The organism is Pseudomonas sp. SG20052, assembly GCF_031766055.1.
Lineage (GTDB): Bacteria > Pseudomonadota > Gammaproteobacteria > Pseudomonadales > Pseudomonadaceae > Aquipseudomonas > Aquipseudomonas mandelii.
In genome coordinates this window covers 1,255,912-1,274,150 of the sequence record NZ_CP134498.1, presented here as the reverse complement: position 1 = coordinate 1,274,150, position 18,239 = coordinate 1,255,912, and the positions used below count along the sequence as shown (strand labels likewise).

Genomic DNA, 18,239 nt, shown 5'->3' with positions numbered 1-18,239 from the left:
AGACCGACAGTACGGTCACGAAAGATAAATCGCAGGCAACAAAAAAGCAGCCCGTAGGCTGCTTTTTTCTGCATCGGAAGCTGGACTTAAGCCAGTTTTTCCTTGATGCGAGCTGCTTTACCGGACAGGTCACGCAGGTAGTACAGCTTGGCTTTACGTACGTCACCGCGACGTTTAACGGCCATGCTGTCGATTTGCGGGCTGTAGGTCTGGAAAGTACGCTCTACGCCAACACCGTTGGAGATTTTACGAACGGTGAAAGCACTGTTTACGCCGCGGTTACGCTTGGCGATAACAACACCTTCGAACGCTTGCAGACGCGAACGGTCGCCTTCCTTCACTTTCACCTGAACGACAATGGTGTCGCCCGGGGCAAAGGTAGGGATCTCTTTGGTCATCTGCTCTGCTTCGAGTGCAAGGATGATTTTGTTAGTCATGCTGTGCTCCTAAGGTAGATCGTCGGATCTACCATCGATACGTTGTTAACTATCGTCCCGCTCGCGGATGTATTCCTCGAGCAGCTTCTTCTCTTCTCCAGAAAGCGAGCGGCTTTCCAGAAGATCGGCGCGTCGTTCAAAGGTCCTACCAAGGGACTGCTGTAAACGCCAACGCCGGATATGCGCGTGATTGCCACTTAGCAACACGTCGGGAACACGCTGATCCGCATACACCTCCGGTCGGGTGTAGTGCGGGCAATCCAGCAAACCATCCGTAAAGGAATCTTCCTCGGCGGAGTCCGCATGCCCTAAAGCTCCAGGCAGCAGTCGTGTAACCGCATCGATCAGGACCATCGCCGGCAGCTCGCCGCCAGACAGTACATAGTCGCCAATCGACCACTCTTCATTGACATGAGCTTCAATAAAACGCTCGTCAATGCCTTCATAGCGGCCGGCAATCAGGATCAATGCATCCAGATTCGCCAACTCGCGTACCGCCGACTGAGTCAGTTGACGGCCTTGGGGGGACAGGTAAATCACCTTCGCCGCCTCCCCGGCTGCTGCCTTGGCCTGAACCAGAGCATCTTCCAGGGGCTTGATCTTCATCACCATGCCCGGACCACCGCCAAATGGGCGATCGTCCACAGTGTGATGCCGATCCGTCGTGTAGTCTCGCGGATTCCAACAGGTGAGCTGCAACAGCCCCTGTTTCACCGCACGACTGGTGATGCCGTACTCGCTGATGGCGGAGAACATCTCGGGAAACAAACTGATCACTTCTACGCGCAAGTTAGCCACGCTTAGAAGTCCGCATCCCATTCCACCTTCATCTCGCCTGCGGCAAGGTCGACGGCCAACACGCATTGCTCCGTATAGGGCAACAGGCGTTCGCGATCATCCAGGCTGCCAGCGCAAGGCTTGACCACCATTACATCATTGGCGCCGGTTTCCAGAAGATGATCGATTTTCCCGAGCAATTGCCCGAGTTGATCAATAACCTTCAGACCTTCCAGCTGGTACCAGTAGTACTCGCCGTCGGTCAATTCAGGGAACAGGTTGCGCGGCACGCAGATCTCATAACCGGCCAGAAGACGAGCTTCTTCACGATCATCAAGACCCTTGAGCTTTGCGACCAGGAACTTGTCGTTCCCACGTCCGCTGACCAGCTCGACCTGTTTCACATTGCCTTCGCGCTTGAGCGTCCAGGTTTTGTACTGCAACAGGTTTTCAGTCGGATCAGTAAAGGAATAAACCTTCACTTCGCCGCGAACGCCATGAACAGAATAAATCTTGCCGATAACGATCAAATCATCAGCAATGGCAGGCGTCGCGTTCATATTGCTCAGGCCGCAGCCTTAGATGCATCCTTCAACAACTGAGCAACACGCTCAGAAGGTTGTGCACCAACGCTCAGCCAGTAGGCTACGCGCTCTTGGTTCACGGACAGACGGACTTCTTGACCACGAGCAACAGGGTTGAAGAAACCAACCTGTTCCTTGTGCGAACCGTCGCGCGGGTTGCGGCTGTCGGTTACGGTCAAGTGGTAAAACGGGCGCTTTTTGGAGCCGCCAAGGGCAAGACGGATTGTTAGCATGTGAACATCGTTCCTGTAGTCGGTGCTGCAAATCTAAAGGCACAGCGGGCATAGGTGCCCGAAAGGCCGCATATTCTAAGGAATATCCGGACTTTTGCAAATGACTTTTTCCGGCGGCCTTCCGGTCGCCATCAAGATTTGCTATAGAGCCGTCGTTGAAAACGGCCAGTCAGCTCCCGCCAAGTGCGGGTTTGCTGGAGATCCCACTTCCGTGTGGGCTGCGCAAGAGCAAGCCCTTGCGCGAATTCTTTACATTTTCGGCATGCCGCCGCCGGGCAACATTCCGCCCATACCGCGCATCATTTTGGCCATTCCGCCTTTGGCGGAGAATTTCTTCATCATCTTCTGCATCTGCTTGTGCTGCTTGATCAAGCGACCGATGTCCTGCACCTGGGTGCCGGAACCCATGGCGATCCGGCGTTTGCGCGAACCGCTGATCAGCTCAGGGTCGCGGCGCTCGGCCGGGGTCATGGAATTGATGATGGCTTCCATCTGCTTGAATTGTTTCTCTGCCGCGCCCTGGGCATTGCCCATCTGCGCCAGATTGACGCCGCCGATGTTCGGCAGTTTGTCCATGAGGCCACCGAGGCCGCCCATGTTCTTCATCTGTTGCAGCTGATCGCGGAAGTCTTCGAGGTCGAAGCCCTTGCCCTTCTTCAGCTTCTTGGCCAGTTTGTCGGCCTTGTCCTTGTCGAGGGTCGCTTCCGCCTGCTCGATCAGACTGAGCACATCGCCCATGCCGAGGATGCGCGAAGCAATACGCTCAGGGTGGAACGGTTCGAGCGCATCGCTCTTCTCGCCCATACCGATGAACTTGATCGGCCTGCCGGTGATGGCGCGAACCGACAGCGCGGCACCGCCACGGGCGTCGCCGTCTACCTTGGTCAGGATCACACCGGTCAGCGGCAAGGCGTCGCCGAAGGCCTTGGCCGTGTTGGCGGCGTCCTGGCCGGTCATGGCGTCGACCACGAACAGGGTTTCGACCGGGTTGATCGCGGCGTGCAAGGCCTTGATCTCGCCCATCATCTCTTCGTCGATGTGCAGACGACCGGCGGTATCGACGATGACCACATCAATAAACTTGAGCTTTGCTTCTTTTATAGCCGCTTGCGCGATGTCGACCGGCTTCTGGCTCAGGTCGGACGGGAAGAAGGTGACGCCGACTTCACCGGCGAGCATTTCCAGCTGCTTGATCGCCGCCGGACGGTAAACGTCCGCGGACACGACCATGACCGACTTCTTCTTGCGCTCCTTAAGGAAACGCGCGAGTTTGCCGGCAGTGGTGGTTTTACCCGCACCCTGCAAACCGGCCATCAGGACCACGGCCGGTGGAACGGCGCTCAGGTTCAAGTCTTCGTTGGCGGCGCCCATCAGGCTTTCGAGTTCGGCCTGGACGATCTTCACGAAGGCCTGGCCCGGCGTCAGGCTGCGAGACACCTCGGTGCCGACGGCGCGCTCCTTGACCGAATTGACGAAGTCTTTCACCACCGGCAGGGCGACGTCGGCTTCGAGCAACGCCATGCGCACCTCGCGCAGGGTGTCTTTGATGTTGTCCTCGGTCAGCTTGGCCTTGCCGGTGACATGGCGCAGCGTCTGCGAGAGACGGTCGGTTAAGTTTTCAAACATTGCGCGATCCTTTCAGGCCCTGTGTAGACCGGGATAATGGCGGCCCAGACCGGAATAAACATGTGCTCGGCGAGCCTGCGGCGTGGGCAGGTCGCGGATTATAGCGAAGACTGCGTCTGGCGGACACCTCGTCGTCAGGTTGCATGGTCTTTCGTGCTGCGGGGGTTCTATGCCAAACTCAGCGCCTTTCGGGCTTGCCTAACAGGATTTATGCTCCCCTTGTCACCCAGTATGCTGACTACCCTCGCCGCCGCCTGCTTATATGCCGCTGCGACTATCTATCAAGGCACTCGCCTGGCCACTGGTGCCAAGGCGAACAAACGCCTGCTGGTCACGCTTGGCGTGCTTGCCGTGCTGGCTCACAGTGCCAGCCTGTTCGCCCACCTGCTGACCCCGATCGGCCTGGGCCTGGACTTTTTCAGCGCCGCCAGCCTGATTGCGGCGGCGGTCATCGCCCTGACCCTGCTGGCCTGTTCGCGGATCCCGGTGGAGAACCTGCTTATATTGCTGTTCCCGCTCGGTGCCGCCACGGTGCTGCTGGCGCAGTTCGCCCCTGCCGGCACGGTGCAGGTCATCGACGAAGAGCCGGGCATTCTCGCGCACATCCTGCTGTCGATCCTCGCTTACGGCATGTTCACCATCGCGATGTTTCAAGCCTTGCTGCTGCTGGTGCAAGACCATCAGCTCAAGCACAAACACCCGTCGGGCCTGATCAAGAACTTCCCGCCGCTGCAAACCATGGAAAGCCTGCTGTTCGGCTTCCTCTGGGCCGGCTGGACCCTGCTGTCGTTGTCGCTGCTCTCTGGCTGGCTGTTTGTCGACAACCTGTTTGCCCAGCATCTGGTGCACAAAACCTTGCTGGCTTGCCTGGCCTGGATCGTCTTCAGCGTGCTGCTATGGGGACGTAACCGCCTCGGCTGGCGCGGACACAAGGCCATTCGCTGGACCCTCGCCGGTTTCTGCCTGCTGATGCTGGCGTACTTCGGCAGTAAGCTGGTCCGTGAATACATCCTGCACATCTGACGGGCGGCATTAATGGACGACTTGCCCATAGGGCCGATGCTCGCGGTATTGGCCCTGCTGATTTTATGGTCGGGGCTGTTTACCGCCATCGAATCCGCACAACAGCACTTGCTGGCCCAGCGCACCGCCTCGCGTTCCAGCGACAAACCGGTCGCGAAGCTCAGCTTCCCGCTCAACAGCCTGATCTTCTGCAATACCCTGTGCCGCGCACTGGCAGTGGTCATCAGCACCTTGCTGGCGATCTTCATCTGGGCGGAAAACGGCCCGTGGATTGCCTGCCTGGGCGCCGGGATCGCACTGGTGGTGTTCGCCGACTACCTGCCGCGCGCCCTCGCCGTGCGCTATCCCGACGCCGTCCTGGCCCTGGGCAACACGCTGCTCGGTGCGCCGCTGAAAATCATCTACCCGGCCGCCTGGCTGCTCAATGGCTTCACCCGGCTGCTGATGCGACCGTTTGCCCGCAAGGTCAAGGTGGTGCAACAGAGCGAAGACGAGAGCCCCGGCGAGCGCAAGGACGATCACGAAGCCGTCTGCCGCCCTCACCCGCTGACGGGCATCCACGCGCTCGACAACATCACGGTCAACGACATTCTGGTGCCGCGAAGTGACGTCGACGGGATCAATCTCGACGACTCCCTCGCAGAGATCGTCGAGCAACTGCGCAACAACAAGCGCACCCGCCTGCCGGTGTTTCACAGCGACATCAATCAGGTCGAAGCCGTGCTCAATACCCGGCAGATCCGCCACTTGCTACCCGATGCGAGCCTGACCCTGGAAGCGTTGCTGGCCGCCAGCCACGAACCGTACTTCGTGCCGGAAAGCACGCCGTTGCAACTGCAACTCTTGAATTTCCACAAACAGCAGCGGCGCCTGGGCATGGTGGTCGACGAGTACGGCGAAGTACTTGGCATCGTGACCCTGGAAGACATTCTCGAAGAAATCGTCGGCGAATTCGAAAGTCAGCACAGCCTGGACAACCCGCACATCCACCCGCAGGCCGATGGCCGACTGATGATCGAAGGTGCGGCGTCGATTCGCGAATTGAACAAGAGCCTGGGCTGGCACCTGCCCAGCGACGGCCCGAAAACCCTGAACGGCTTGGTGACCGAGGCACTGGAGACCATTCCAGAAAGTGCGGTATGCCTGAAGATCGGGCGTTATCGGCTGGAAATTCTGGAGACGGAAGACAATCGGGTTACTCAGGTTTTGATCTGGCATACCAGCTCCGTTCCAACAGTGATTTGATGTCGGACACATAACACCGTGGCGAGGGGGCTTGTCGGAACGCCCCCTCGCCACAAAGACCTCGCCAATCCCAAGCCCCTTGTTAGATCGTTAGCCACCTTCCTATAATCGAATCCGCTTACCCAAGCCCCGGCCGAACCACGTGCTTACCCCGCACGCAGCAGGTTCCGGCCAGACCATCGGCACTTTCCGCACCACACCGACGACTGTTCCTACCTTGAACAGCGGCCGCGCCTCACTCCCACATCCCTGGGTGTTCGACCATAATAATTCGCTCCACTGGGGCACATGACTGTCAGGGATAACCGCATGACGACCAGCACGACTTATAGCGACGCGCCTACCCAACCGACGAACTCCGCCACCCGCGTGGCCACGGCGAGTTTTATCGGCACCGCCATCGAGTTTTACGACTTCTACGTCTATGCCACCGCTGCGGCGCTGGTGATCGGTCCGGTGTTCTTTCCGCAGACCTCCGGCACCGCCCAGATGCTGTCGGCGTTCCTCACCTTCGGCATCGCATTCCTCGCCCGCCCCTTGGGATCGGCGCTGTTTGGGCACTTCGGTGACCGCATCGGGCGCAAATCGACATTGGTCGCTTCGCTGCTATTGATGGGTGTGTGCACCACGTTGATCGGCGTATTGCCGGGTTATGACAGCATCGGAGCCTGGGCGCCGATCCTGCTCTGCGTGCTGCGGTTCGGCCAAGGCCTTGGGCTGGGCGGCGAATGGGGCGGTGCGGCCCTGCTGGCGACGGAGAATGCGCCCAAAGGCAAGCGCGCCTGGTACGGCATGTTCCCGCAGCTCGGCCCCTCGATTGGCTTTCTGGCGGCTAACGGTCTGTTCCTGACGCTCGCCATGACCCTGAATGACGAGCAGTTCCGCTCTTGGGGCTGGCGGATTCCGTTTCTGCTCAGCGCCGCGCTGGTGATGGTGGGCCTGTATGTGCGCCTCAAACTCCACGAAACCCCGGTGTTTGCCAACGCCATGGCACGTCAGGAGCGAGTGAAGATCCCGTTGGTCGAGCTGTTCAGCCAGTACTGGGTACCGATGTTGCTGGGGGCAGGGTCGATGGTCGTGTGCTACGCGCTGTTCTACATCTCGACGGTGTTTTCATTGAGCTACGGCGTGTCGACACTCGGCTACAGCCGCGAAACCTTCCTTGGGCTGCTGTGCTTCGCCGTCCTGTTCATGGCCGCCGCCACGCCGTTGTCCGCCTGGGCCAGCGACCGCTACGGGCGCAAACCGGTGCTGATCATTGGCGGCGTCTTGGCGATCCTGTCGGGATTCTTGATGGAACCGCTGCTGACCCAAGGCTCGACCTGGGGCGTGGCGCTGTTCCTGTGCATCGAGCTGTTTCTGATGGGCGTGACGTTTGCACCGATGGGCGCGTTGCTGCCGGAGCTGTTTCCAACGCATGTGCGGTATACCGGCGCGTCCGCAGCCTACAACCTGGGCGGAATCGTCGGGGCCTCGGCAGCGCCGTTTTTCGCGCAGAAACTGGTGGCGATGGGCGGTCTGAGTTTTGTCGGAGGGTATGTGTCTGGGGCGGCGGTGCTGAGCTTGATTGCGGTGCTGTGCCTGAAGGAGACGCGGCATAACGATTTGAATCGGGTGACCTGAAGCAGAAGCATCGCCAGCAGGCTGGCTCCCCCATGGAAATTGGGTGTACACAAAATCTGTGACCAACCAATAACCCTGTGGGAGCTAGCCTGCCGCGCCTCGGTTTACAGCTCTACCACGACAGCCTGAGAAGCACGGGTTGCCTTGGCACGAGCCGCTTCGATCGACTCATCCCGCGCCAACGCCACGCCCATCCGGCGCTGGCCATTGACCTCTGGTTTGCCAAACAGACGCAGCGCCGTATCCGGTTCGCTCAACGCAGCACCGAGGTTGGAGAACGCAGTCTGGGTCGACTGCCCTTCCACCAGAATCACCGCCGACGCCGATGGCCCGAACTTGCGAATCAACGGAATCGGCAGGCCCAGGATCGCCCGTGCGTGCAGCGCGAACTGCGACAGGTCCTGGGAAATCAGGGTGACCAGACCGGTGTCATGCGGGCGCGGCGACACTTCGCTGAACCACACTTGGTCACCTTTGATGAACAGCTCGACACCAAACAGGCCACGACCGCCCAATGCTTCAGTGACGGCTTTGGCAACGCGCTCGGATTCGGCCAGGGCAATCGGGCTCATGGCTTGTGGCTGCCAGGATTCCTGATAGTCGCCCTTCTCCTGCCGGTGACCGACGGGTGCGCAGAAGGTCGTGCCGCCGACGTGGCGCACGGTCAACAGAGTGATTTCGTAGTCGAAGTCGATAAAGCCTTCGATGATCACGCGACCTTTACCGGCGCGGCCACCTTCCTGAGCGTAATCCCAAGCGGTTTTCACGTCATCGGCGCTGCGCAGCAGGCTCTGGCCTTTGCCCGACGAACTCATCACTGGCTTGACCACGCACGGGAAGCCCAGATCCTGGACGGCCTTGCTGTAGTCCTCGAAAGTGTCGGCGAAATGGTACGGCGAGGTCGGCAGGTCCAGCTCTTCGGCGGCCAGGCGACGGATGCCTTCACGGTTCATGGTCAGCTGCGCGGCGCGCGCGGTCGGGATCACGGTAAAGCCTTCGGCTTCCAGCTCCACGAGGGTCGCGGTGGCGATCGCTTCGATTTCCGGCACGATGAAGTGCGGCTTTTCGGCTTCGATCACGGCACGCAGGGCGGCGCCGTCGAGCATGTTGATAACGTGGCTGCGATGCGCAACTTGCATGGCCGGCGCGTTGGCGTAACGGTCGACGGCAATCACTTCAACGCCCAGGCGTTGCAGCTCGATTACCACTTCCTTGCCCAACTCACCACAGCCACACAGCAATACGCGGGTCGCGGTTGGCGACAATGGAGTTCCGATACGGGTCATCTCAGGTCCTCAAGAAGCGGATCATCGAGGGTCGCGGCGTCTGGCGCGCTTCCCATGGGGAGAAAGCGCGGCATTTTACATGAACCGCAAGGTTTGGCTTCAGCCGGCGACAGCCTGTTTGCGCAAGCGCCAGGCCATGATCAGCCACACGACCGTCACGCCGGCGAACTTCGAGCCCATGGCGGTAAGGATTACGGCCGGGGTGAAAGCATCGATCATGCCGAAGAAGATGAAGGTGTCGAGGGGAATGCTCAGGGCCGAACTTATCCACAGGCGATCGTGCAACGGACGCTTGGTGATGCTGAACACCAGCCAGTCGATGCATTCGGACACCGCGAAGGCCGTGGCGCTGGCCAGCGCGATGGACGGATCGGAGGTGACATAGGACAGGACCAACGCTGCGAGCATCGCCGCGATCGCGCCGTGGCCGAAGCGGGTTTGCACCATGTCGCGCAGGACAAACACCAACCCGCCCCAGGCCGACCAGATGATGTCCAGGTGCGGGGCGGTGGAGAAGGCGTAGTTGATCAGCACGACGCTGCTGATATAGGCGATCAGGAAGAACATGAGGTGGCGGGATACCTGTCAATTTGGCGCACAGATTACCATCTCGGCTTTACAAATAGCCTGTGGCGAGGGCGCTTGCTCCCGCTGGGTCGCGCAGCGGCCCTGAAGTCAGAGGGCGCGGTGTGTCAGGTTGAATGTGTTTGTCAGCTATGGGGCTGCTTCGCAGCCCGGCGGGAGCAAGCGCCCTCGCCACAAAAAACCTCATCAGCCACAAAAGCTCACAGGGCTCAGGAATCGGATCTGGAAGGCAACATCCAGATCAACCCGCTCGACTTGGCCCGCTCATGGCACAGCCCCAAAACCCTGCGGCGTTCTTCGTTGTCCATGCGACTCCAGCGCGTGATTTCTTCGACCGTGCGCTGACACCCGGTGCAAATATCATCTTCGTCCAACGCGCAGATGTTCACGCATGGCGAGAGGACCGGTCGTTCGGTGGCGTTCATTCTTCCTGCTCGACCAGATCACGGGCGTAACGCTGCGAATTGTGCACATAGTGCGCGGCGCTGGCCTCCAGCATTTTCTTTTGCTGCTCGGTCAGTTCACGCACTACTTTGCCGGGCGAGCCCATGACCAGCGAACCGTCGGGAATCTCCTTGCCCTCGCCGATCAGCGAGTTGGCGCCGATGATGCAGTTCTTGCCGATTTTCGCGCCGTTGAGAATCACTGCATTAATACCGATCAGGCTGTAATCGCCCACGGTGCAGCCGTGAAGCATGGCGTTGTGGCCGATGGTCACGCCGGTGCCGATGGTCAGCGGGTAGCCCATGTCCGTGTGCATCACCGTGCCGTCCTGGACGTTGCTGTTCTTGCCAATCAGGATCAATTCGTTGTCGCCACGCAACACGGCGTTGAACCAGACATTGGCGCCCTCTTCCAGTTTGACCTTGCCCACCAGCACGGCATTGGGTGCAACCCAGCTCTGCGGATGGGTTTCGACGCGGGCATCGCCCAGGCGATATTTCATCTTGTTGTCCTCAAGGCTCAGGCAGCCGCGGTTCACGCCATACGAACGATGGCTTCAAGTATTGATAAAGCTTTTGGGCGGGTGGTGCAGGCTGATGTCGGCGTCATAGAGCAGGTTGATCAACTCGACAATCATGATTGCCGTCAGGCCCCAGATTTTATACTCGCCATAACGATAACTCGGCACGTACCAACTGCGCCCCTGGTAATCGATGCGGTGGGTGTGCTCCCTTGGGTCCTCACGGAAAAACTCCAGAGGCACACTGAACACGGCGGCGATTTCGGCATCGTTGGCCAGGTACTCGACAAAACCCGGAATCACTCCGACATACGGCGTGACCTTGATGCCATGCAGGGAGATCAACGGGCTCAGCGGGCCGATCACCTCGACCAGCCCCGGTGGCAAGCCGATTTCTTCTTCAGCCTCCCGTAGCGCGGTGAAAATAAGATCAGGGTCTTCGGGGTCGCGCCGCCCACCCGGGAAGGCGACTTCACCGCCATGGGTCGAGAGCCCGCTGGCGCGCAGGGTCAGAACCAGCTCCGGTTCGTCACTACGGGTGATGGGTACCAATACCGCGGCTTCGGGGAAACGTTTGTCGGTTTCCATTGTGCGTGGGGTGTGGTTGCTTACTCGATGCAGTAGCTCGTCCAGCATGAGTCTTCTCGATCTGTTGGCCGTAGGGTCTGTTGACGTTTGCTGACAACCGCGTTGCGCGCCAACGCAGTTCGTCAGCAAACGTCAACAGACCCTATGCATCATGCACCAATCGAACCGGCCGCCCAACCCCATAACCACTGCATGTCGCTAAACGACAACTTGCCGACAGACACCGCCGCACGCCAAGATAGGCGCAGCATTCAGGAACCCCAGCATGAAATTTTGCAGTCAGTGCGGTAACCCGGTCACCCAACGCATTCCCGAAGGCGACTCGCGCCTGCGTTTTGTCTGTGACAGCTGTCAGGCGATTCACTATCAGAACCCCAATATCGTCGCCGGCTGCGTGGCGACCTGGGGCTCGAAAGTGTTGCTGTGCCGACGCGCCATCGAGCCTCGGCTCGGTTACTGGACCCTGCCCGCCGGTTTCATGGAAAACGGTGAAACCATCGAGCAGGCGGCCATTCGCGAGACCGCCGAGGAAGCCTGTGCGCGGGTGCGCAACCTGAGTATCTATACGTTGATCGACGTGCCGCACATCAGTCAGGTGCATGTGTTCTTTCGCGCGGAGCTGGTGGACCCGGATTTTTCTGCCGGCCCCGAGAGCCTGGAAGTGCAGCTTTTCGACGAAGCCGACATCCCGTGGTCCGAGTTGGCTTTCCGCACGGTGGGCCGTACCTTAGAATGCTTCTTCGCTGACCGGCGGACCGAGGTCTACCCCGTGCGGTCCGAGTCGATCCCGCCGCTTGCTCAGCCTGCCATCACCTAAAGCTCCTGGCTCCAGAATCACCTATAACTAAATAGTCGCGACACCTTTCAGGGATATCGTTTCAATGCGCTGGTTGCTTGCCGTGGTTTGCTTGTCGTTCGTCACTCTGTCACAGGCTTCCGTTGCGGAAACCCTGAACGGCAAAGTCATCGAAAAAGTTTTGGTGCTCAAATCCGCCCACCAATTGCAATTGATCAATGACGGCAAGCCGCTCAAGACCTATCGCATTTCCCTGGGCAGAAATCCGAAAGGCCAAAAACTGATGGAAGGCGATAGACGCACGCCTGAAGGTTTTTACTGGCTGGACTGGCGCAAGGTCAGCGATAAATTCAATCTGTCGATGCACATCTCCTACCCCAACATCAGCGACGCTGCCCGCGCCCGGCGTGAAGGCGTCGATCCGGGTAGCATGATCATGATCCATGGCACACCAGATACCGAAGAAAACCCGGAAGACCTGTTCCACACCCTGGACTGGACCGACGGCTGCATTGCCATGCGCAACATGGACATGCGTGAGGTCTGGGGCCTGGTGCCGGATGGCACGATGATCGAGATTCGCCCGTAACCCCTTTACCTGTGGCGAGGGAGCTTGCTCCCGCTGGGCTGCGAAGCGGCCCCAAAAAATGACCTGACACCGCATTCGCTGATTTCAGGACTGCTTCGCAGCCCAACGGGAGCAAGCTCCCTCGCCACAAAAGCACCGAGTCCTTCTTCTTAGCGCTACCTTCGGTCGCTCCTCGAAAAATAAATTCAAAAGATCGCAGCCTGCAGTAATGACTGCCGGGAAGATACCAATCTCCCCGGCAAGCGTTACCCCAGGCTGCGATCTTTGCGCTCAAAACCCCCACCTCTAATACCACTTGATACCAAACCCCATTTCCCGCACTCAACAGGGCCGCCTTTCCCACGCCAACGGCAAAGTACTGGCATTGACATGGTATTCAAGTGGTATTAATTTTCGGCCATTCGCGGAACACAACACTCCAATATCCGCATCGGACATCCCTGACATGAATGACCTCCAGGCCCTACGCCCTGACGACACCCAGCCCACGCCCCTCTACCTGCAACTGGCGCGCAATCTGGAAGCGGCGATCCATGCCGGGCAGTGGAAAGCCGAGCAAGCCATGCCTTCGGAGCGCAACCTCAGCGAGCTGCTGGGCATCTCCCGCGTCACTGCCCGCAAGGCACTGGAAGTCTTGTTCGAACAGGGTCTGATCCGCCGCAACCAAGGCTCCGGCACGTTCATCACGCCGCGCCTGGAACAACCGCTGTCGCGCCTCTCGGGTTTCAGCGAGATGCTGCGCCTCAAGGGCTTCGTTCCCGGCTCGCAATGGCTGGAACGCGAGATCACCCCGCCGACCCACGAAGAACTGATCCGCCTCGGCCTCTCGCCCAACGACAAGGTCGCGCGGCTCAAACGTCTGCGCAAAGCCGACGACACGGTGATGGCGATCGAGATGAGCACCCTGCCCGCCTCGATCATTCCCAAGCCGCAAGCGGTGGGTGATTCGCTCTACGAATACCTCGACGGCATCGGCAAACCGATCGTCCGCGCCTTGCAGCACATCCAGGCGATCAACGCCTCGGACGAATTCGCCGCCCTCGTCGGCATCGCCCCCGGCACCGCCATGCTGCTGATGACCCGGGTCGGCTACCTGGAAGACAACACGCCAATCGAAGTCACCGACACCTACTGCCGCAACGACTACTACGACTTTGTCGCAGAGCTTCGCCGCTAATCAAGCAACGAGAACCGATCATGTCCGAAGACAACATCCTCACCGCCCACGGCTGGGTTCGCGGCCGGCTGATTCACGAACACGGCAAGGTCGTGTCCATCGACGGCGTGCCCTGCGAGCCGGCCGACAACGACTTGCCTTATCTGCTGCCTGGCTTCATCGACCTGCACGTTCACGGCGGCGGCGGCAAAGACATCATGGAAGGCGCAACCGCCTTCGAAACCATCAGCAAAACCCACGTGCGCTTCGGCACTACGTCGCTGCTGGCGACCACCATGACCGCGCCGCCGGAAGAGATTTCCAGCGTGCTCAAAGCCGTCGGCGAGTTCTGCGAGCAGCGGCCAACAGGCTGCGCCCGGGTGCTCGGCGTGCACCTGGAAGGCCCGTACATCAACCCCGGCAAACTCGGCGCCCAGCCGAACTTTGCCCACACCGCGCTGATGGCCGAAGTCGAGGACTACCTCACGCTGGCACCGATCCGCGTGATCACCATCGCCCCGGAAATCGCCGGCCACGACGCCTTGATCCGCACCCTCAGTGCGCGTGGCATTCGCATGCAGATCGGTCACACGCTTGGCAGTTACGAGGAAGGCGTCGCCGCGCTCGCGGCCGGCGCCAGCAGTTTCACTCACCTCTACAACGCCATGAGCCCGCTGCATCACCGCGAGCCGGGCATCGTCGGCGCAGCGCTGGCCCACGCCAAATACGCCGAGCTGATTCCGGACTTGCTGCACGTGCATCCCGGCGCCATGCGGGTGGCCCTGCGCGCGATTCCCTGCCTGTATTGCGTGACGGATTCCACCGCCGCTGCCGGCATGCCCGACGGTGAATACAAGCTCGGCAGCCACACGGTCACCAAGTGCCTGGGTGGCGTGCGCTTGCCCGACGGCACCCTGGCGGGCAGCACGCTGACCATGGATCAGGCGCTGCGCAATCTGGTGAAGATCGGTCTGCCGATCGCCGAGGCGTCGCAACGTCTTTCGCAATTCCCCGCCGACTACCTCGGCCTCACCGAACGCGGTCGCCTGCAACCGGGCAGCTGGGCCGACTGCGTGCGGCTGGATCGCTCACTCACACTCACCGCCGTCATGGTCGAAGGAGAAGACATTGACTTCAAAAATGCTTGAAGAGGCGCTGTCCTCGTTCGAGGCCGTGCAAGCCCAACTGCAGCAACTCGACCCGCAGATGATCGAGATCGCCGGGCGCCTGCGCCGTCAGCCGCCGCAAGTCGTGATGACCGTCGCTCGCGGCAGTTCAGATCATGCCGCCAGTTACTTCGCCTACCTGACCATGCAGCAACTGGGCTACCCGGTGGCGTCGCTGCCGATGTCGGTGGTGACCATGCTGCAAGCACCATTGAAGGTCAGCGGCCAAGTGGCGTTCGCGTTCTCGCAGTCGGGGCAAAGTCCGGATCTGGTGAACAGCCTGCGCCTGTTACGCAAACGCGGGGCCCTGAGCATTGCCCTGGTCAACGCCGAAAGCTCGCCGCTGGAAGCCGCGTGCGAATTCAGCCTGCCGCTGTGCGCGGGAACGGAAAGCAGCGTTGCCGCCACCAAGAGTTTCATCGCCACCCTCAGCGCCAGCGCCCGTCTGATCGCCCACTGGAAAGAAGACGTGGAATTGCTCGAAGCCGGCAACGCCTTGCCGGAAGGTCTGCGCGAGGCGGCGCAACAGGATTGGAGCCTGGCCATCGACGCCCTGCGCGATTGCCAACGCTTGATGGTAATCGGCCGCGGTGCCGGTTTTGCCATCGCTCAGGAAGCAGCCCTCAAGTTCAAGGAAACCTCGGCGATCCAGGCCGAAGCCTTCAGCAGCGCCGAAGTGCGTCACGGCCCGATGGCATTGATCGACGAGAATTATCCCTTGCTGATCTTCGCTCCACGGGGTGCCGAGCAGGCCGGTTTGCTGAGCCTTGCTGCCGACATGCGCCAGCGCGGCGCTCGCGTTCTGCTGGCGGCACCAGATGACATTGCCGAACGTGACCTCACGCTGACCCGCGCCGAACACCCGGCCCTGGACCCGATTCTGGCGATCCAGAGTTTCTACGTCATGGCCGCTGGTTTGGCCGTGGCCCGTGGCATGGACCCGGACCAGCCGCGGCATTTGAGCAAAGTGACGCGCACGCACTAAGTCCGCCCCGAACGATTTCCTGATGAGACCGAGCCATGCATAACAACAATAAAGAGCTGACCCTCAGCGCCCCGCTCAGCGGTCCGGTGCTCACGCTCGCCAAAGTCCCGGACCCGGTGTTCGCCAGCGGCGCGATGGGCGACGGTATCGCGATCGATCCACTGAACGACACCCTTCACGCCCCCTGCGCCGGCGTCGTGGTGCACGTAGCCCGTAGCGGTCACGCCGTCACCTTGCGTGCCGACAACGGTGCCGAATTGCTCCTGCACCTGGGCCTCGACACCGTCGAGTTGCAGGGCGAAGGCTTCTCGATGCTGGTCAAGGAAGGCGCCCGCGTCAGCAATGGCCAACCGTTGCTGCGCTACGACCTGGACAAGGTCGCGCAGCAGTGCAAAAGCCTGGTCAGCCTGATGATCCTGACCAACAGCCAGGAGTTTCAGGCGCGGCCCATCACGCTGAAATCGGTCAAAGTCGGCGACCCGCTGCTGCACATCATTCGCCGGGCGGCGCCGGGCGCCCAGGCAGAGGCGGACCTTTCGGCTGAAGCGCATTTCGGTCACGTGCGCATCGCTCATCGCGGCGGTCTGCATGCTCGCCCTGCTGCGCTGATTCGTCAGACCGCACAAGGGTTCAAGAGCAAATCGCAGCTGCATTTCGCTGGCAAATCGGCGACCTGTGACAGCTTGATCGGGCTCATGAGCCTGGCCGTCGGCGAGCAGGATGAGGTTCAGGTCAGTTGCCAGGGCCCGGACGCCGAGGCGGCATTGCAAGCGTTGCTGATCACCTTGTCCACGGCGTTGGCCGAAGACAGCCATGCCGCTGCGCCTGCGCCGATCACCCGACGCACTCGGACTGCCGAAGCGGGTGTGCTGCACGGCGTTTGCGCCGCGCCCGGCCTGGTCGCTGGCCCCTTGTTTCGCTTGAATACCATCAGCCTGCCGGTGGATGCCGGCCACCACGCTCCCGAGTCACAGCTGCACGCCCTCGATACCGCATTGACCGTCGTGCGCGGCGAAGTCGAGCACACCCTGGCCCAGGCCAGGAAACACAAAAACACTGACGAAGAAGCGATTTTCACCGCGCACCTCGCCTTGCTCGAAGACCCGGCGCTGCTGGACGCGGCCAACGCCTGCATCGCTCAAGGCATGGCCGCGACGCACGCCTGGAGCCAATCGATCGACGTGCAGTGCGACGTCCTTCAACAACTCGGCAGCGCGTTGCTGGCCGAACGCGCCAACGATCTGCGCGATCTCAAGCAGCGGGTGCTGCGCGCCTTGCTCGGCGAAGCCTGGCACTACGACGTGCCGGTCGGCGCCATCGTCGCCGCCCATGAGCTGACGCCGTCGGACTTGCTGCAACTGAGCGAGCAAGGGGTCGCCGGGTTGTGCATGGCCGAGGGTGGCGCGACGTCCCACGTCGCGATTCTGGCGCGGGGTAAAGGTTTGCCGTGCCTGGTGGCGCTGGGTTCGGCGCTGCTGGATCAGGCACAAGGCCAGGCGGTGGTGCTGGATGCCGACGGTGGTCGGCTCGAATGGGCGCCGACGGCCGAACGCCTGGCCGACGTGCATCAGGCGCAACGCGATCATCAGCAACGCCGTGCGCTTCAACAATCGCAGGCTCATACCCCGGCACTGACACGCGATGGCGTGCACATCGAAATCGCCGCCAATGTCGCGTCCAGCGCAGAAGCGGCCGATGCGCTGGCCAACGGCGCCGATGGCGTCGGTCTGCTGCGCACCGAGTTTCTGTTTGTCGACCGCAACACCGCGCCGGACGAACAGGAGCAACGCCTCGCCTATCAAGCCGTGCTCGACGCCATGGGTGACAAGTCGGTGATCATCCGTACCATCGACGTTGGCGGCGACAAGCAACTCGACTACCTGCCATTGCCGGTCGAAGCCAATCCGGTGCTCGGCTTGCGCGGCATTCGCCTGGCTCAGGTGCGGCCGGAATTACTCGATCAGCAACTGCGCGCACTGTTGCATGTCAGCCCGCTGTCGCGCTGCCGGATCCTGTTGCCGATGGTGACCGAGGTCGATGAGTTGCTGCACATACGCCAGCGCCTCGATGCGTTGTGCCTGGAACTCGGGGTGAGTGAACGTCCGGAACTGGGGGTGATGATCGAAGTCCCGGCCGCTGCGCTGCTGGCCGAGCAGCTTGCAGAGCATGCGGACTTCCTGTCCATCGGCACCAACGATTTGTCGCAGTACACCCTGGCGATGGACCGCGACCACGCCGGCCTCGCCTCGCGCGTCGACGCCATGCACCCGGCCCTGCTGCGGCTGATCGCCCAGACCTGCGCCGGCGCGGCGGTGCATAACCGCTGGGTGGGCGTCTGCGGCGCACTCGCGTCCGATCCGCTGGCCACGCCAGTCCTGATCGGCCTGGGCGTCAGCGAGCTGTCGGTCAGCCCGGTGCAGATCGGTGAAATCAAGGATCGCGTGCGCCACCTCGACGCCGCGCAATGCCGAAGCGTCAGCCACGACCTGCTCAAGCTGAGCAGCGCCGGGGCGGTGCGTCACGCCTGTCACCAGCAATGGCCTCTGAGCTGAACAACTACAACACCTCTCAAACAA

General features: G+C 61.0%; 19 protein-coding genes. 9 read left to right on the top strand and 10 right to left on the bottom strand.

The features are described 5' to 3' along the window. Positions 1 to 86: 86 nt before the first annotated feature. The 5 genes from rplS to ffh all read right to left on the bottom strand — a co-directional run bounded on the left by rplS (position 87) and on the right by ffh (position 3,657). The gene (gene rplS, locus RHP74_RS05660; RefSeq protein WP_003175895.1) at positions 87 to 437 is read right to left on the bottom strand and encodes a 50S ribosomal protein L19; all 351 of its coding nucleotides are present in this window, start codon (positions 435 to 437) and stop codon (positions 87 to 89) included. Positions 438 to 482: 45 nt separating this feature from the next. Next, the gene (trmD, locus tag RHP74_RS05655; protein ID WP_311098260.1) at positions 483 to 1,256 is read right to left on the bottom strand and encodes a tRNA (guanosine(37)-N1)-methyltransferase TrmD; all 774 of its coding nucleotides are present in this window, start codon (positions 1,254 to 1,256) and stop codon (positions 483 to 485) included. After that, complete coding sequence (gene rimM / locus RHP74_RS05650) at positions 1,238 to 1,774, bottom strand: ribosome maturation factor RimM (protein WP_010463008.1); 537 nt, start codon at positions 1,772 to 1,774, stop codon at positions 1,238 to 1,240. The genes trmD and rimM overlap by 19 nt, the downstream gene beginning before the upstream one ends. 5 nt (positions 1,775 to 1,779) lie before the next feature. Beyond that, positions 1,780 to 2,031: a 30S ribosomal protein S16 gene (gene rpsP / locus RHP74_RS05645; protein WP_010463010.1), complete on the bottom strand. Its 252-nt coding sequence runs from the start codon at positions 2,029 to 2,031 to the stop codon at positions 1,780 to 1,782. A gap of 249 nt (positions 2,032 to 2,280) precedes the next feature. After that, entirely contained in the window at positions 2,281 to 3,657 is a 1,377-nt protein-coding gene (gene ffh / locus RHP74_RS05640; protein WP_077748289.1) for a signal recognition particle protein, read from the bottom strand. A gap of 210 nt (positions 3,658 to 3,867) precedes the next feature. Between ffh and RHP74_RS05635 the strand changes: the two genes are divergently transcribed. From RHP74_RS05635 to RHP74_RS05625, 3 genes are all read left to right on the top strand, one after another. After that, the gene (locus RHP74_RS05635) at positions 3,868 to 4,680 is read left to right on the top strand and encodes an inner membrane protein YpjD (protein ID WP_042932342.1); all 813 of its coding nucleotides are present in this window, start codon (positions 3,868 to 3,870) and stop codon (positions 4,678 to 4,680) included. A 12-nt stretch (positions 4,681 to 4,692) separates the two neighbouring features. Beyond that, the gene (locus RHP74_RS05630) at positions 4,693 to 5,925 is read left to right on the top strand and encodes a transporter associated domain-containing protein (RefSeq protein ID WP_311098256.1); all 1,233 of its coding nucleotides are present in this window, start codon (positions 4,693 to 4,695) and stop codon (positions 5,923 to 5,925) included. A gap of 309 nt (positions 5,926 to 6,234) precedes the next feature. Continuing rightward, a complete protein-coding gene (locus RHP74_RS05625; protein ID WP_311098254.1) occupies positions 6,235 to 7,548 on the top strand; it encodes an MFS transporter in 1,314 nt (437 codons plus the stop codon). Between the two features lie 104 nt (positions 7,549 to 7,652). Here the strand turns inward: RHP74_RS05625 and purT are convergent, their stop codons facing one another. The 5 genes from purT to RHP74_RS05600 all read right to left on the bottom strand — a co-directional run bounded on the left by purT (position 7,653) and on the right by RHP74_RS05600 (position 11,019). After that, the gene (gene purT, locus RHP74_RS05620) at positions 7,653 to 8,834 is read right to left on the bottom strand and encodes a formate-dependent phosphoribosylglycinamide formyltransferase (protein ID WP_311098252.1); all 1,182 of its coding nucleotides are present in this window, start codon (positions 8,832 to 8,834) and stop codon (positions 7,653 to 7,655) included. Positions 8,835 to 8,933: 99 nt separating this feature from the next. Further along, a complete protein-coding gene (locus tag RHP74_RS05615; protein WP_311098251.1) occupies positions 8,934 to 9,401 on the bottom strand; it encodes a preQ0 transporter in 468 nt (155 codons plus the stop codon). 227 nt (positions 9,402 to 9,628) lie between these two features. Further along, on the bottom strand, positions 9,629 to 9,844 hold the full coding sequence (locus RHP74_RS05610; RefSeq protein ID WP_010463023.1) for a DUF1289 domain-containing protein: 216 nt from the start codon (positions 9,842 to 9,844) through the stop codon (positions 9,629 to 9,631). Beyond that, positions 9,841 to 10,365 carry a gamma carbonic anhydrase family protein gene (locus tag RHP74_RS05605; RefSeq protein WP_007944857.1) on the bottom strand — a complete coding sequence of 175 codons (525 nt, stop codon included), beginning with the start codon at positions 10,363 to 10,365 and terminating at the stop codon, positions 9,841 to 9,843. Before RHP74_RS05605 ends, RHP74_RS05610 begins: the two co-directional genes overlap by 4 nt. 54 nt (positions 10,366 to 10,419) lie before the next feature. After that, complete coding sequence (locus RHP74_RS05600) at positions 10,420 to 11,019, bottom strand: CoA pyrophosphatase (RefSeq protein WP_010463027.1); 600 nt, start codon at positions 11,017 to 11,019, stop codon at positions 10,420 to 10,422. A 217-nt stretch (positions 11,020 to 11,236) separates the two neighbouring features. On the opposite strand from RHP74_RS05600, the gene RHP74_RS05595 reads away from it, so the two are divergent. The 6 genes from RHP74_RS05595 to ptsP all read left to right on the top strand — a co-directional run bounded on the left by RHP74_RS05595 (position 11,237) and on the right by ptsP (position 18,215). Further along, complete coding sequence (locus RHP74_RS05595; protein WP_010463029.1) at positions 11,237 to 11,788, top strand: NUDIX hydrolase; 552 nt, start codon at positions 11,237 to 11,239, stop codon at positions 11,786 to 11,788. A 64-nt stretch (positions 11,789 to 11,852) separates the two neighbouring features. Beyond that, a complete protein-coding gene (locus tag RHP74_RS05590) occupies positions 11,853 to 12,356 on the top strand; it encodes a murein L,D-transpeptidase family protein (RefSeq protein WP_083374948.1) in 504 nt (167 codons plus the stop codon). A gap of 445 nt (positions 12,357 to 12,801) precedes the next feature. Further along, the gene (locus RHP74_RS05585; protein WP_010463034.1) at positions 12,802 to 13,533 is read left to right on the top strand and encodes a GntR family transcriptional regulator; all 732 of its coding nucleotides are present in this window, start codon (positions 12,802 to 12,804) and stop codon (positions 13,531 to 13,533) included. A 20-nt stretch (positions 13,534 to 13,553) separates the two neighbouring features. Then, entirely contained in the window at positions 13,554 to 14,660 is a 1,107-nt protein-coding gene (gene nagA / locus RHP74_RS05580) for an N-acetylglucosamine-6-phosphate deacetylase (RefSeq protein ID WP_311098245.1), read from the top strand. Beyond that, entirely contained in the window at positions 14,653 to 15,663 is a 1,011-nt protein-coding gene (locus RHP74_RS05575; protein WP_010463037.1) for an SIS domain-containing protein, read from the top strand. Before nagA ends, RHP74_RS05575 begins: the two co-directional genes overlap by 8 nt. 35 nt (positions 15,664 to 15,698) lie before the next feature. Then, entirely contained in the window at positions 15,699 to 18,215 is a 2,517-nt protein-coding gene (ptsP, locus tag RHP74_RS05570) for a phosphoenolpyruvate--protein phosphotransferase (RefSeq protein ID WP_311098242.1), read from the top strand. The last annotated feature ends 24 nt before the right edge of the window (positions 18,216 to 18,239 follow it).

What these genes read in the sequence shown, in the direction of transcription:
- rplS (WP_003175895.1), bottom strand. Translation starts at nt 437, where the DNA reads ATGACTAACAAAATCATCCTTGCACTCGAAGCAGAGCAGATGACCAAA.
- trmD (WP_311098260.1), bottom strand. Translation starts at nt 1,256, where the DNA reads ATGGGATGCGGACTTCTAAGCGTGGCTAACTTGCGCGTAGAAGTGATC.
- rimM (WP_010463008.1), bottom strand. Translation starts at nt 1,774, where the DNA reads ATGAACGCGACGCCTGCCATTGCTGATGATTTGATCGTTATCGGCAAG.
- rpsP (WP_010463010.1), bottom strand. Translation starts at nt 2,031, where the DNA reads ATGCTAACAATCCGTCTTGCCCTTGGCGGCTCCAAAAAGCGCCCGTTT.
- ffh (WP_077748289.1), bottom strand. Translation starts at nt 3,657, where the DNA reads ATGTTTGAAAACTTAACCGACCGTCTCTCGCAGACGCTGCGCCATGTC.
- RHP74_RS05635 (WP_042932342.1), top strand. Translation starts at nt 3,868, where the DNA reads ATGCTCCCCTTGTCACCCAGTATGCTGACTACCCTCGCCGCCGCCTGC.
- RHP74_RS05630 (WP_311098256.1), top strand. Translation starts at nt 4,693, where the DNA reads ATGGACGACTTGCCCATAGGGCCGATGCTCGCGGTATTGGCCCTGCTG.
- RHP74_RS05625 (WP_311098254.1), top strand. Translation starts at nt 6,235, where the DNA reads ATGACGACCAGCACGACTTATAGCGACGCGCCTACCCAACCGACGAAC.
- purT (WP_311098252.1), bottom strand. Translation starts at nt 8,834, where the DNA reads ATGACCCGTATCGGAACTCCATTGTCGCCAACCGCGACCCGCGTATTG.
- RHP74_RS05615 (WP_311098251.1), bottom strand. Translation starts at nt 9,401, where the DNA reads ATGTTCTTCCTGATCGCCTATATCAGCAGCGTCGTGCTGATCAACTAC.
- RHP74_RS05610 (WP_010463023.1), bottom strand. Translation starts at nt 9,844, where the DNA reads ATGAACGCCACCGAACGACCGGTCCTCTCGCCATGCGTGAACATCTGC.
- RHP74_RS05605 (WP_007944857.1), bottom strand. Translation starts at nt 10,365, where the DNA reads ATGAAATATCGCCTGGGCGATGCCCGCGTCGAAACCCATCCGCAGAGC.
- RHP74_RS05600 (WP_010463027.1), bottom strand. Translation starts at nt 11,019, where the DNA reads ATGCTGGACGAGCTACTGCATCGAGTAAGCAACCACACCCCACGCACA.
- RHP74_RS05595 (WP_010463029.1), top strand. Translation starts at nt 11,237, where the DNA reads ATGAAATTTTGCAGTCAGTGCGGTAACCCGGTCACCCAACGCATTCCC.
- RHP74_RS05590 (WP_083374948.1), top strand. Translation starts at nt 11,853, where the DNA reads ATGCGCTGGTTGCTTGCCGTGGTTTGCTTGTCGTTCGTCACTCTGTCA.
- RHP74_RS05585 (WP_010463034.1), top strand. Translation starts at nt 12,802, where the DNA reads ATGAATGACCTCCAGGCCCTACGCCCTGACGACACCCAGCCCACGCCC.
- nagA (WP_311098245.1), top strand. Translation starts at nt 13,554, where the DNA reads ATGTCCGAAGACAACATCCTCACCGCCCACGGCTGGGTTCGCGGCCGG.
- RHP74_RS05575 (WP_010463037.1), top strand. Translation starts at nt 14,653, where the DNA reads ATGCTTGAAGAGGCGCTGTCCTCGTTCGAGGCCGTGCAAGCCCAACTG.
- ptsP (WP_311098242.1), top strand. Translation starts at nt 15,699, where the DNA reads ATGCATAACAACAATAAAGAGCTGACCCTCAGCGCCCCGCTCAGCGGT.